This window comes from Microvirga sp. CF3016, assembly GCF_036314085.1.
In the GTDB taxonomy this organism is placed as follows: domain Bacteria; phylum Pseudomonadota; class Alphaproteobacteria; order Rhizobiales; family Beijerinckiaceae; genus Microvirga.
This window is the reverse complement of the sequence record NZ_JAYGGM010000006.1, coordinates 319,698-332,510: the sequence shown is the minus strand read 5'-3', so window position 1 is coordinate 332,510 and position 12,813 is coordinate 319,698. Positions and strand designations below refer to the sequence as shown.

Here is a 12,813-nt window from a genome sequence, read left to right as displayed (position 1 = left end):
AGACCAATGAGCGAGCGCTCCCGTCGAGACCGGCCCCTGCATGCGGATACCCGACTTGTCCATGAGGGCACGTTACGGTCTGATTTCGGTGAGACCTCGGAGGCGCTGTTCCTCACTCAGGGCCACGTCTATGCCAGTGCCGAAGAATGCGAGGCCCGTTTCACCGGGGAGAGCCCGGGCTTTCTCTATGCCCGCTTTTCGAACCCGACCGTCACGATGTTCGAGCAGCGTATGGCGTCCTTCGAAGGAGCCGAATCCGCTCGCGCGACGGCAACCGGCATGGCTGCCGTGACGGCTGCTCTAATGGGCCTGCTGCAGGCAGGTGACCACATCGTTGCCGCCCGTGCCCTCTTCGGTTCCTGCCGTTACGTGGTCGCCGAGCTTCTGCCGCGGTTCGGCGTGGCATCCACTCTGGTGGACGGAACGGATCTCGACGCTTGGCGCAAAGCCGTGCGGCCGGAGACGAAGGTCTTCTTCCTTGAAAGCCCGGCCAATCCTACGCTCGAGGTCATCGACATCGAGGCCGTTGCGGGAATTGCCCGTCATGCAGGGGCGAAGCTAGTGGTCGATAACGTGTTCTCGACGCCGGTGTTTCAGAAGCCGCTGCAGCTCGGAGCCGACTGCGTCGTGTATTCGGCCACCAAGCACATCGACGGCCAGGGACGCTGTCTTGGCGGGGTCATCCTCGCGTCCGAGGAGTTCATCCAGACCCATATCCATACGCTGCTGCGGCAAACGGGTCCTTCCATGTCCCCGTTCAACGCATGGGTGCTTCTGAAGAGCCTGGAGACGCTGCCTCTGCGCGTCGAGCGCCAGACCCGGACGGCGGCCCTCGTCGCCGACGAATTGGCAGGCCATTCCAAGATCCGCCGTCTGATCTATCCGGGCCGCCCCGATCATCCGCAGGCCGACATCATCGCCCGGCAGATGTCGGGAGGCTCGACCTTGATCGCGCTCGAGATCGACGGCGGCAAGGCAGGGGCCTATCGTTTCCTCAACGCCCTCGAACTGATCCGGATCTCCAACAATCTCGGCGATGCCAAGAGCCTGATCACTCATCCGGCAACCACGACACATCAGCGCTTTACGCTGGACGAGCGGAGGGAGATGGGGGTCTCGGAGGGACTGGTCAGACTCTCGATCGGCCTCGAGCACACGGACGACCTGGTCGAGGATTTGCTGCAGGCTCTCGAGCGGGTTTGAATGCTCAGGTGCCGCTTTCCAAGTCTGTAGTGACGGGCCTGTCAGGATCCTGCGTCCATTCCGACATCGAGCCGTCGTACAGCGTGACGTCGGGACGTCGAAGCACTTCCGAGAGGACGAACCAGTTCGTGGAAGCAAGATGGCCTGTGTTGCAGTAGCTGATCACCGGCCCAGGCGGAACCTGCTCGAAAAGCTGCTCCAGTTCGGCGGGAGGCCACAGACGTCCTGTGCCCGGTTGAAAGGCCATGCCGTGATCCAGGTGGATGGCACCCGGCAGATGCCCGGCGCGAGCAACCTGCGGGCTCTTCTCACGTCCATCGAACTGCGCCGGCGAGCGTCCATCGAGCAGCGTCGCGTTTGTTCGTGCAATGGCGGTTTCGACACGAGCGACCTCGGCTCTCAAGCTTGCGATAAACTGGACGGGGTAGGGCTCGCTTGCTCTTGGCAAAGGCGGCCCCGTCTCTTCCGGATTGCCGCTTTCATACCAAGCCTTGTAGCCGCCGTCGAGGATCGAGACCCGCACATGGCCTGAGACCTTCAAGGTCCAATAAACCCGGGCGGCGGCGCTGAAATCGGACGGGGTGTCTCCGGCCGATACGATAATGGCATGGTGTTGCGGCGTGAGGCCGATGCGGCTCAGGAGAGTGGACAACCGCGCCGCATCCGGCAGAAGGCCGCCCGCTCCTCCCTCGGCGATCCGCCATCCATCGGCTGCATAGTCGCTGTGAACGGAGCCAAGGATGTGTTTCGCCTCGAAGGATGTCCGGCCGCTGCTCTCCGTCGAACGGATGTCCACGATCAGGAGCGAAGCATCGCCGAGACGGTCTGCAAGCCAATCGACGGAGACGAGCGGTGGAACAACGGTCATGGTCGGCGGCTCAACTCGCTCTCGGCTGAGGCACGATGCGCAGGTAAGGCTTCGGCGCCTTCCAACCGCCCGGATAAAGATTCTTGGCCTCCTCGTCCGAAACCGAGCCTGCGATGATGACGTCCTCGCCCTGCTTCCAGTTCGCCGGCGTCGCAACCCGGTGCTGCGCCGTGAGCTGGAGGGAATCGATCACGCGCAGCACCTCGTCGAAGTTGCGACCGGTGGTCATGGGATAGACGAGGACGAGCTTGATCTTCTTGTCCGGGCCGATGATGAAGACGTTGCGGACCGTCTGATTGTCGGCGGCCGTGCGGCCCTCCGACGTTTCTCCGGCATGGGCCGGGAGCATGCCATAGAGCTTCGAAATCTTCAGATCGGGATCGCCGATGATGGGATAATTCACGGCTGATCCTTGCGTTTCCTCGATGTCGCGCGCCCAAGCCTCATGCTTTTCGACGGGATCGACGGAAAAGCCGATGACCTTCACGCCGCGGCGGTCGAATTCGGGCTTGAGCCGCGCCACCTCGCCGAGTTCCGTCGTGCAGACAGGGGTGAAGTTCTTCGGATGCGAAAACAGCACCGCCCAGGAATCGCCGATCCATTCATGAAAACGAATAGGACCCTCGGTCGTTGCCGTTTCGAAATCTGGGGCGGTCTGGCCGATTTGAAGTGTCATAGGGGGGTCTTTCTGTGAGGTGCGTCTGTTGGCTGATTTCTCGATCAACGAAACTGGGTGCATTCCCGGTCGTCCATCCTGTCAGGTCGCTCGCATTCATAAGAAGCATCTTACAAACCCTCGTGCGGCTCGACATGAGGATCGAAGCGACCCCGCTGCAGACAGGACATCGCGGATCGCCCGACGTGGGAAATCCGAGTAGCGTCACGAGTTTCGAGCGGCAGAGGGACAGAGTCAACAAAATGTTCTTTTTAAAGAACAAAGATTCGGGATAATTTTTGCCTCTTGAACGCTCTTTCCATAGAAAAACATTCTTGGAGGTGCATTGAGAGACCCATAGAAGCACAACTTAGATGCCTTCCATGGCGCGGGAACAAATAAGAATGAACTTCTGCTCAAATCGGCTCAAGCAGAACAGATATTTCTCTGCTGAAGCGACCTATTGAAATACACTTCTCCCGAATGACTGGACTGAATTAGAAGTGGGCAGAAATCCCTTAAACGAAGCGAATCTGACACTCGAGTGAATTTGACATTCGTTCTTTTTAACGGATAGTTCTTTGCTCCATTCCAGCGGGTTCCGCGCTCGATGCTTCACGGCTCGTGCCCGCTGAGGTCAGACCCAGGAGGGTTACGTGCAAGGCAGATCCCTGAATGTCGCCGAAGAATACCTGCATTCCTCGTTCCGGACAGTCCTATCGGCCATCGGCTTGATCGGGCTGAGCGTTGCAAGCCTGTTGATCCTGTCCGGCGCCGCAGCGGCGCAGACGCAGTTGCTGAACGTATCCTACGATCCGACGCGCGAACTCTACCGCGAGGTCAATCAGGCCTTCGCCGATGAGTGGAAGGCCCGGACCGGCGAGACCGTCAATGTTCGCGCCTCCCATGGCGGATCGGGGGCTCAGGCCCGAACCGTGATCGATGGTATCGATGCCGATGTCGTGACGCTTGGCATCCCGTCCGACATCGATGCGATTGCAAAAGCCACCAAGAAGATCCCGGCGGATTGGCGCAGTAGACTGCCCAACAATTCGCTGCCCTACACGTCGACCGTGGTCTTTCTGGTCCGTAAGGGCAATCCGAAGGGCATCAAGGATTGGGACGATCTCGTGAAGCCGGGGATTCAGGTCATCACCCCGAACCCGAAGACCTCTGCGGGCGGGCGGTGGAATTTCCTGGCCGCCTGGGGCTACTCCCACTCCAGGGATGGGAATGCCGACAAGGCCAAGGACTTCGTGAGCGCGCTCTACAAGAACGTGCCCGTGCTCGACACAGGTGCGCGCGGATCGACCGTCACCTTCGCCCAACGCGGTCTGGGAGATGTGCTGCCGGCCTGGGAGAACGAAGCCTTCCTCGTTCTCGATGAGTTCGGCCGCGACAAGTTCGAGATCGTGGTGCCGAGCCTGTCAATCCTGGCAGAGCCTCCGGTCGCGCTCGTCGACGGGAACGTGGACGCCAAAGGCACGCGCAAAGTCGCTGAAGCTTATCTCAAGTTCCTCTATTCCGATAAGGCGCAGGCGATCTTCGCGAAGCATCATTACCGGCCGAGCAAGGCCGAGGCAGCCAAGCCGGAGGATCTCGCGGTCCTGCCGAACCTGAAGCTGTTCACGATCGAATCCCTGCAGGGCAGCTGGGACGACATCCAGAAGAACAACTTCGACTCGGGCGGGCTCTTCGATCAGATCAGCAAGCGTTGATCCATGCGCTCTGCTTCCTTTCTGCCACTCAAACAAGCGAGCGTGCTGCCGGGCTTTGGCGTCACGCTCGGCTACACTCTGCTCTATCTCGGGCTTCTGGTGCTTCTGCCGCTCGGGGCGCTCGTGGCCAAGGCTTCGGGCATAGGCTTCGCCGGTATCATTGCGGTCGCCCTTGAGCCGCGGGTCGCCGCTGCGCTCTGGACGAGTTTCAGCATCTCGCTCGTCGCGGCAGGCGTCGCATCCCTGTTTGGGCTCCTGGTCGCCTGGGTCCTCACCCGGTACGACTTTCCAGGCCGAAGGATCGTCGATGCCATCGTCGATCTGCCGTTCGCCCTTCCGACGGCGGTCGCAGGCATTGCGCTGGCCGCGCTCTATGCGCCCAACGGGTGGGTGGGCGCCTTCCTCGATCCTCTCGGCCTCAAGGTGGCGTACACCCCGGCCGGCATTTTCATCGCCCTGGTCTTTATCGGACTGCCCTTCGCCGTCCGCACAGTCCAACCCCTGATTGCCGAAATCGAGCGCGAGCTGGAGGAGGCTTCGGCAACTCTCGGGGCATCGCGATGGCGAACCGTGTGGAGCGTTCTTCTCCCGCCGCTTCTCCCAGGCGTGCTGACGGGCTTCGCCTTGGCCTTCGCCCGCGCCGTCGGGGAGTACGGCTCCGTGATCTTCATCGCGGGCAACCTACCTTATGTCTCGGAGATCGCTCCGCTGCTGATCGTGATCAAGCTCTCCGAATACGACTATACCGGTGCGACGGTGATCGCGACGATCATGCTGGCGATCTCCTTTTCGGCCCTTCTTGCGATCAACCTGATTCAAGCCTGGAGTCGGAAGAGGTTCGGCCATGTCTGATATGAGTGCCGCTCTCCTTCCATCAGCTCGGTCGGCGGCGCCTGTCGCGACGGAGCGGGACTGGGTGCGGCGGCTGACCATTGCCGTCGCGCTCGTCTTCCTGGTCCTGTTCCTGATCCTGCCGCTCGCCGTCGTGTTCGTAGAGGCGTTCCGGCGCGGATGGGAAGGCTATCTTGCGGCGCTTCAGGAGGCGGATGCATGGGCGGCGATCAGGCTCACGCTTAACGTGGCGGCCATCTCCGTTCCGTTGAATGTCGTCTTCGGCCTTGCGGCGTCATGGGCAATCGCCAAGTTCGAGTTCAAGGGCAAGAGCCTTTTGATTACGCTGATCGATCTGCCGTTCTCCGTCTCGCCGGTCGTGTCGGGCCTCATCTACCTGCTCCTCTTCGGCGCCCAGGGATTATGGGGGCCTTGGCTCATGGCGCATGGCATCAAGATCGCCTTCGCGCTGCCGGGCATCGTGCTTGCCACCGTCTTCGTGACGTTTCCGTTCGTGGCGCGGCAGCTCATCCCTCTCATGCAGGAGCAGGGCATTGCGGAAGAAGAGGCCGCGCTGACGCTGGGCGCCAGCGGGTGGCGCACCTTTGCCACCGTGACCCTGCCTAACATCAAATGGGGGCTGCTTTACGGTGTTCTGCTGTGCAATGCCCGCGCCATGGGTGAGTTCGGCGCGGTCTCCGTCGTCTCAGGGCATATCCGCGGCCTGACCAACACCATCCCGCTTCATGTGGAGATTCTCTACAATGAGTACAACTTCGTTGCGGCCTTTGCCGTCGCCTCGCTCCTCGCTTGCCTTGCCCTCCTCACATTGGCGCTCAAGTCCTTCCTCGAGTGGCGTCACGGAGCCGATCTCGCCGGTGGCGCGCATCGCTGAGCAGCGCCAAGCCGTCGACATCCGCGTCGCCGGAGTGACGAAGGTGTTCGCAGGCGCGGCCGCGCTCGACGACGTCGATTTGGACGTGAGGCCGGGAGAACTCTTGGCACTGCTCGGACCATCCGGGTCCGGAAAGACAACGCTCCTGCGCATTATCGCGGGATTGGTGGAAGCCGACCGCGGGCAGGTGTTCTTCGGCGGCCTAGATGCCACCACTCTGCCCGTGCAGAAGCGTCAGGTTGGCTTCGTCTTCCAGCATTACGCCCTGTTCAGGCACATGAGCGTCGCGGGCAACATCGCCTATGGGCTGCAGGTACGCGAGCGCGCGAGCCGGCCGTCCAAGGCCGAGATCCGGCGCCGTACGTCGGAGCTGCTCGATCTCGTCCAGCTCTCCGGCTATGAGAGCCGTTTCCCGGCGCAGCTCTCCGGCGGCCAACGTCAGCGGGTCGCCCTGGCTCGGGCGCTGGCGGTGGAACCCCGCGTCCTGTTGCTCGACGAGCCCTTCGGTGCCCTCGATGCCAAGGTGCGCAAGGATCTGCGCGCCTGGCTGCGCGACATTCACGAGCGCACCGGGAAGACGACGGTCTTCGTCACGCACGACCAGGACGAGGCGCTGGAACTGGCAGATCGGGTGGCGGTCCTCAATCAAGGACACTTGGAACAGGTTGGAACGCCCGACGAGGTGCAGGATCACCCTGCGACGCCTTTCGTCATGGCGTTTCTCGGTCAGGCGGCTCGCTTTCCCGCGGACATCCGCGACGGGCGTGTGCTGGTTCACGGAAGATCCGTGCCTGTGGCCGCGCCGAGAGCCACCATCGGGCAGGCCAGTCTCTACTGCCGTCCCTGGCACCTGAAGCCGGTGGCCCTCGGCCAAGGGCACGTCACAGGCTCCATCAGCGGAATCCGGCGTCTCGGATCCATGCGGCGGATCGAGGTCTCTCATGTCGATGGAACGAAGCTGGAGGTCGAGGTTCCTCTAGTGACGAGCCTGCGCCCAGGCGAGGAGATCGGCCTTGAAATCCTGGACGGCGTGTTTTTCCCAAGCTCGTGAAGCTCCGATCATGGGGCATCTTAAACAATGCATCCCTAGAAGGGGATCGGATGTCATGCCTCTACGCCTTCTGCGAATAGTCAGGAAAGGCCGCGAGGCAGACCTTGTCCGAAGTCCCGCTTTTGCGGCGTGAGCGGGTCTTCACTTGGTCTCCAGCATTTCCTGGCTCGGCCCTAAGCCGATCTTTGATCGTCCAAACAGCGTCAACGGGGCCATCGTGGCACGATGCACGCTCAGCCTGCGTAGAGGCGGCCGCCGATAGACATCCTTGATCTGCTCGACCGCCTTCCAGCGCAGCTTGGGTATCCGCGGCGCTCTGCCACTTTGGATCTGCGCCTTCGGCTGCTCACATCATCCCGATGCAAACGCTCCCAGCCGGATTCCTATCCAACGGCTCAGCCAACAAAGACGCTAGGCCGACGATCAACTTGCCTCGGCCCAAACTCTGGCGGCCCAAGCGCGTCTTCGTCACACCTTCCGCTCTCGAGTGGGAACATGGCCACGCCATGCTCGCCCGTGCCGAAGCTCTCGGTTGCGAGATCGTGCGTCTGAAAGCCAATCGTCTCGTGAGACTTGCGGGTGAGGACCCGCGGCGCACCTATGTGGATGCCAAGAACACGCTCGCGATCGTCGTCGCTCCACCTGCCAAGCTGCACTTACAGCCCATTCCGCCGAGCGCGGATTGGCGCCTTGATCTGGCGGAGGGCTGCCCGGCTCATTGTCAATACTGCTACCTGGCCGGTAGCCTCACTGGTCCGCCGGTCACGCGTGTCTATGCCAATCTGCCGGAGATCCTGAGTGCGGCGGAGCGTCATCTGGATCGTGGAGCGATCACCTCCCGGTCTGCCAAGCGCCGACATGAGGGCACCACGTTCGAGGCGTCCTGTTACACCGACCCGCTCGGCATCGAGCACCTGACCGGCTCTCTCGCAGAGACCATCCGCTACTTCGCGCAGCTCGATGCTGCCGTTCAACTGCGCTTCACCTCCAAGTTCGATGCCGTGGAGCCGCTTCTCAATCTCGACCACAAGAGGCGCACACGCATGCGTGTGTCGGTCAACGCCCCGTCGCTTGTGTGCTTTGAAGGCGGGACGGCAGGCCTCCGGACCCGTTTGCAGGCGGCGCGCCGGATGGCGGAGGCAGGCTACCGCATTGGCCTCACGATCGCACCTATCATGCCGATGGGAGGGTGGCGGGAGGAGTATCAGACGCTGCTCGACCTTGCTGCCGCGACCCTCGGTGAAAGGCCCGGGGCAGACCTCACCGTCGAGTTGATCACGCACCGCTTCACGGCCGGATCAAAAGAGGTCTTGACGGGCTGGTATCCGGGTTCGAGCCTCGACATGGACGAGGCCACACGGGCGCAGAAGCGCACGAAGTACGGCTCTCTCAAGTATGTCTATGAACCAGAGGTGATGAGGCAGATGCGCGACTTTTTCATGGCCGAGCTGCCCATCCGACTCCCCGACGCACAGGTGCTCTACTGGACGTAGGGTCCTGGAGCCGCTGAGGATTACTAGTCGGAACGGCAGCTCTCGGCGCTGATCTGAGTAAAGCAAACGTCCCCATTTACGCAGTGAGCGGAGCTCCGTCAGGCCACATATACTACTGTGTTTGATCCCCAACAGACATCCCTAAGAGGCGTGTTCGTAGGTTCGGCAGCCAGAATGTGGACGACTGCTATCGGTGCCCGCCGAACGAGGAAGTGTATTCGTCTCCGCTGGACACGACCCGTATCCGCCTCCGAGCGCCATTGGCTCACCCGAACCAAGCCTAGTAATCAGCTCCATCCTCCTTCGCCCGGGCGATGAACCTCCCGGCAACCGCCTTGCCGAGCTGAACGCCGGCCTGATTGTCGATCTCATAATGGAGGCCAGCCCAGACGCGCGAGTCGCCAGCCTCCTTGCCGAGCATGCGGATGAAGTCCGCGCGTGTGGGGAACAGATAGGCCAGGATCTCGCTGCGCGCCGTCGAGAGCACCGAGTGGTTGGACGGGTAGCTCGGGAAGTTCGGCACTGCAAACAGCAGTGGGATGTCCGGGTCGAGCTGGTGCGGTCGCAGGTACCAGTAGGCGTACTTCCCATCGTTGCTCGCGAGAAATGCGTCGTAATACACGGTCGCAAGCAGCGCATAGGCGCGAGCCGCACGGGGCGGATTTTGATCGGTCTTGTCCTCGAACAGCCACTTGCTGGCATAGTCGTACCAGCCGGTCATCAGGCCGGCGGGGCTTTGCCAGAAATAGGCTTTGGAATTTGACACGAAGGTCCGGTCGTATTTGCGGATCGCTTCCGTTTGCGCCTTCACAGCCTCCGAACGGCAATCGGGCGGAGGAGGTGGCCTGAATTCCCCGGCGGAGGTCAACAGGATCGGCTTCCAGTTGGGCAGGGTCACGTTGCCTGGATTGTTTCCGGTCCACAAGCATGGCCCGGTTGGAACCGTGCCGGTCCACTTCGCATCGGATCCGTCAGCCTTTGCAGCCTCGATCACGCGCTCCGCAACGCGCCGACCGAGCGCGAGACCGGCAGCGGCGCCGCTGGGGAACTGCACGCCGGCTTTGACCCGGGATAGCGCCTGCTCCTCAGCCATGGCTTGGAGCGATGCCGCTTCATTGGGAAGGAAATACGCCAGTACTGTCGCGGCAGCACCTGCGGCGGCGGCATGCTCGGAGGGATAAGAGGGACTGTTGGGCGTCGGCAGGACGGTTACGATGCCGGCATCCACCTCCCGTGGCCGTGGCCGCTTGTAGTGGTACTTCGACTCCCACGTGGCGATGGTGGCGTCGTGGATGGCCATGGTCATGTAGGTGTAGATGCGGTGCGACCCAGGTGGAAGCGGCTGGCCGGTGAAGAGGCGCTTGTTGATCAGCTCGATCCATTGGTAGCCGGACGCACCCGCGTCCCAGAACGCAATTCGCGCATACGATTGCTGATCGTTCCTGCGAACAAGCTCGCGGAGCTGTTCAAGCTCGACCGCAGTAGCAGTAGAATCGGGAGGTGCTGGAACCCGGAAGTCCTTTCCGGAGGGGATCACCCACGTTTTCCAAGCTCCGGCATTGGGCTCGATCCCATCAGTTTGGGCAGCCGAGGGTGGAGCGAAAGCGCAGCTCCCGAACAGAAGCAGGGCCATGCACGCACTGCGAAGGGAATGGAGCATGTTGAGTCTCCTGAAGATGGCCCAGCCCAAGAGCAGAACCCACTGTGGTGACCGCGTCCTTTCCCAGTTCGGTAGGTATCGTATAATTCCAATCATACACCCGCAGACCAGGGTTCGGAAGAACCCTGGACGAACCGTTCCTTACCTCTTCCGGTGTGCTGGGAGGTCCGTTCATGACACCACTCGGACCAAGCGCTTGGGTTCCGCTGATGGGGCGGTCCGCGGACCTCATTGCATCGGCTGTTCGTTGCTTATCGACCGGAAGCGAACTCGCTCTTGGGCAAGCTCGCTGAACCTGTGCAGAGCGACCCTCAAGGCAAATTGCACAGGCTTGTGTCGTTAGGCTGAGATCTTGTACGGAGTTGGGACGCCGGGTTCTGGTCTCCAGCCTTTGCTAATGCCTGCTCAGGGCCAAGGACGAGAGGGTCCTCAGTATTTCGGCATCTAGCTGCCGCTGACTTCAACGCTCCCCAGCCCGCTCACGTCGAACCGGTAAGTGAAGGGCGAGGTCGGAAACCGGGTCGTGACGATGCTGCCTGTCATGACGATGTCGCCCTTGCGCAGCCGGCGGCCCTTGGCAGCGAGATGGTTCGCCAGCCACGCGAGCGGCACGAACGGATGCCCAAGAGCATCGGAGCCGCGGCCCCGCGCGATTTCAACGCCATCCTGGTAGGCGATCCCCTCGAGCAGATCGAGACGCGCAGGAGGAGGCGCGAAGTCTCCGAGGACGACGCCGGCATTCCAGGAATTGTCAGCAACCAGAGTGTTGATGTCGAGAACTCTGTAATCGGCCTGACGGTCGTCGACGAGTTCGACCGCCGCCGCAACCGCATCGATGGCCGCGCCTGCCTGCTCGGGCGTGAACGGTTCGCCACGGGCATCCAGGTCTTGGCCCAAACGGACGCAGATCTCGAATTCAAGGCCGAGGTGCCCGTAATCGGCCATCGACAGGCGAACGCCGCTCCTGAAGACTCTTCTGTTGAAAATCGTCCCGCAGATAGGCTGATCGATGCCGCACATCTGTTGCATGCGCTTGGAGGTCAAGCCGATCTTGTAGCCCGCACAGGCGTCGCCGTCGATGATGGCCGCCACATACGCGTCCTGCACGCGGTAAGCGTCCATCAGGGTGCCGATGTCATCGAACGTGTGAAAGTTCACGCCGTTGCGGTGTTCGGCAACCAGCCGTTCCGCGATCGTGCTCCTTGGCTCGCCCAATTCCTTGATTCTCCTCGCTGCTCTCGATGCGGACAAGCAAGGTCCCGCAGCCCATTCGATCTGAACCATTCACGATCGACGTCGGAAGGACTGCAGGTCCTTGGTTCATGGCGCCGGCTCCGAAGGCTTCCGCTGCACGCAAGCCAGGATCCGGGCAGGCCTCCTTTGTCATTCGACCGTAATGTTGGCCCCGCGAATGACGTCGCCCCATTTCGCAACGTCGGCAGCGTGAACCTGACGCAGGGCCTGCGGCGAGCGCTGGTTCTCCGGCGGCGGCTCGGCGCCGAGCTGCAGGAACTTTTCGCGCGAGGCCGGATCGGTGATGGCCTTGATCAGGGCAGCGTTCAGCTTTTCGACGATCTCCGGCGGCGTGCCTTTCGGAGCAAAGAGAGCGTTCCAGACCACCATATCGATGCCGCTCATGCCGGCCTCGCTCGCGGTCGGCACATCGGGCAGGACGGGGGACCGCGTCGGAGCCAGCACGGCAAGCGGCCTGACCGTCTTGGCCTGGACTTGCGACATCAGGCTCGTCACCTGGTCGCACAGATAGCCGACCTGCCCCGAGACGACGTCCTGCAGGGCCGGTCCCGTGCCCCGGTAGGGAACGAGCGTGACCGAGGCACCGACGCGGTTGTTCAGCAGCAGGCAGGCGAGATGGGAGGTCGAGCCCACGCCCGCATTGCCGTTGGTCAGCTTGCCGGCGTTCGCCTTCATATATTCGGCGAATTCCGACAGCTTGGTCACCGGAATTGAGTTGTTGGTGACGAGCATGATCGGCGCGGAGGCGGCGATGCCGATCGGCTCGAAATCCGTCAGCGGATTGAAGGCGAGCTTCGGATAGAGCGCTGGCGAGAAGCTCATCGTGCTCATCGGCCCAACCAGGATGGTGTGACCGTCCGGCTCCGCCTTGGCGACCCGCCCCGCCCCCAATGTCCCGGCCACGCCGGCGACATTCTCGATCACCACCTGCTGCCCGAGGGTACGCGACATGTGCTCGGCCACGATACGACCGACAATGTCAGTCGGTCCCCCGGCCGCGAAGGGCACGATCATCGTGATGTAGCGGCTCGGGAAGTTTTGTTGCGCGAATGCCTGGATGCTGCCAAGCGTCAAAAACGCGGCGGCTGAAAGCGTAATCTTCCACTTGGACATGATTTCCTCCGATTGCTTGGTTGTTTTTCGAAGGCTAGCGACGGGACTCTGCTGCGTCAATTAAGTATCTAA

The 12,813-nt window shown here is 61.9% G+C and carries 11 protein-coding genes; 6 read left to right on the top strand and 5 right to left on the bottom strand.

The genetic code is table 11. The annotated features are described in order from the left end of the window. Nucleotides 1-6: 6 nt before the first annotated feature. The gene (locus tag VB672_RS11685) at nt 7-1,203 is read left to right on the top strand and encodes an O-succinylhomoserine sulfhydrylase (RefSeq protein WP_329784358.1); all 1,197 of its coding nucleotides are present in this window, start codon (nt 7-9) and stop codon (nt 1,201-1,203) included. A gap of 4 nt (nt 1,204-1,207) precedes the next feature. On the opposite strand, the gene VB672_RS11680 is transcribed toward VB672_RS11685, so the two are convergent. After that, nucleotides 1,208-2,071: a sulfurtransferase gene (locus VB672_RS11680; RefSeq protein WP_329784357.1), complete on the bottom strand. Its 864-nt coding sequence runs from the start codon at nt 2,069-2,071 to the stop codon at nt 1,208-1,210. Nucleotides 2,072-2,081: 10 nt separating this feature from the next. Further along, a complete protein-coding gene (locus VB672_RS11675; protein WP_329784356.1) occupies nt 2,082-2,747 on the bottom strand; it encodes a peroxiredoxin in 666 nt (221 codons plus the stop codon). A 704-nt stretch (nt 2,748-3,451) separates the two neighbouring features. Between VB672_RS11675 and VB672_RS11670 the strand changes: the two genes are divergently transcribed. From VB672_RS11670 to VB672_RS11650, 5 genes are all read left to right on the top strand, one after another. Continuing rightward, the gene (locus VB672_RS11670; protein ID WP_329784386.1) at nt 3,452-4,444 is read left to right on the top strand and encodes a sulfate ABC transporter substrate-binding protein; all 993 of its coding nucleotides are present in this window, start codon (nt 3,452-3,454) and stop codon (nt 4,442-4,444) included. A 3-nt stretch (nt 4,445-4,447) separates the two neighbouring features. Further along, nucleotides 4,448-5,296, top strand: a complete 849-nt coding sequence (cysT, locus tag VB672_RS11665) for a sulfate ABC transporter permease subunit CysT (RefSeq protein ID WP_329784355.1) — start codon at nt 4,448-4,450, stop codon at nt 5,294-5,296. Continuing rightward, nucleotides 5,289-6,170, top strand: a complete 882-nt coding sequence (cysW, locus tag VB672_RS11660; protein ID WP_329784354.1) for a sulfate ABC transporter permease subunit CysW — start codon at nt 5,289-5,291, stop codon at nt 6,168-6,170. Before cysT ends, cysW begins: the two co-directional genes overlap by 8 nt. Further along, on the top strand, nt 6,163-7,221 hold the full coding sequence (locus VB672_RS11655; protein ID WP_329784385.1) for a sulfate/molybdate ABC transporter ATP-binding protein: 1,059 nt from the start codon (nt 6,163-6,165) through the stop codon (nt 7,219-7,221). Before cysW ends, VB672_RS11655 begins: the two co-directional genes overlap by 8 nt. A gap of 359 nt (nt 7,222-7,580) precedes the next feature. Then, a complete protein-coding gene (locus VB672_RS11650) occupies nt 7,581-8,714 on the top strand; it encodes a spore photoproduct lyase family protein (protein ID WP_442931998.1) in 1,134 nt (377 codons plus the stop codon). Between the two features lie 280 nt (nt 8,715-8,994). On the opposite strand, the gene VB672_RS11645 is transcribed toward VB672_RS11650, so the two are convergent. The 3 genes from VB672_RS11645 to VB672_RS11635 all read right to left on the bottom strand — a co-directional run bounded on the left by VB672_RS11645 (nt 8,995) and on the right by VB672_RS11635 (nt 12,741). After that, nucleotides 8,995-10,374: a phosphatase PAP2 family protein gene (locus tag VB672_RS11645; protein WP_329784352.1), complete on the bottom strand. Its 1,380-nt coding sequence runs from the start codon at nt 10,372-10,374 to the stop codon at nt 8,995-8,997. A 444-nt stretch (nt 10,375-10,818) separates the two neighbouring features. After that, complete coding sequence (locus tag VB672_RS11640) at nt 10,819-11,589, bottom strand: 2-keto-4-pentenoate hydratase (RefSeq protein WP_329784351.1); 771 nt, start codon at nt 11,587-11,589, stop codon at nt 10,819-10,821. A gap of 168 nt (nt 11,590-11,757) precedes the next feature. Next, nucleotides 11,758-12,741: a Bug family tripartite tricarboxylate transporter substrate binding protein gene (locus VB672_RS11635; protein WP_329784350.1), complete on the bottom strand. Its 984-nt coding sequence runs from the start codon at nt 12,739-12,741 to the stop codon at nt 11,758-11,760. Nucleotides 12,742-12,813: the final 72 nt, after the last annotated feature.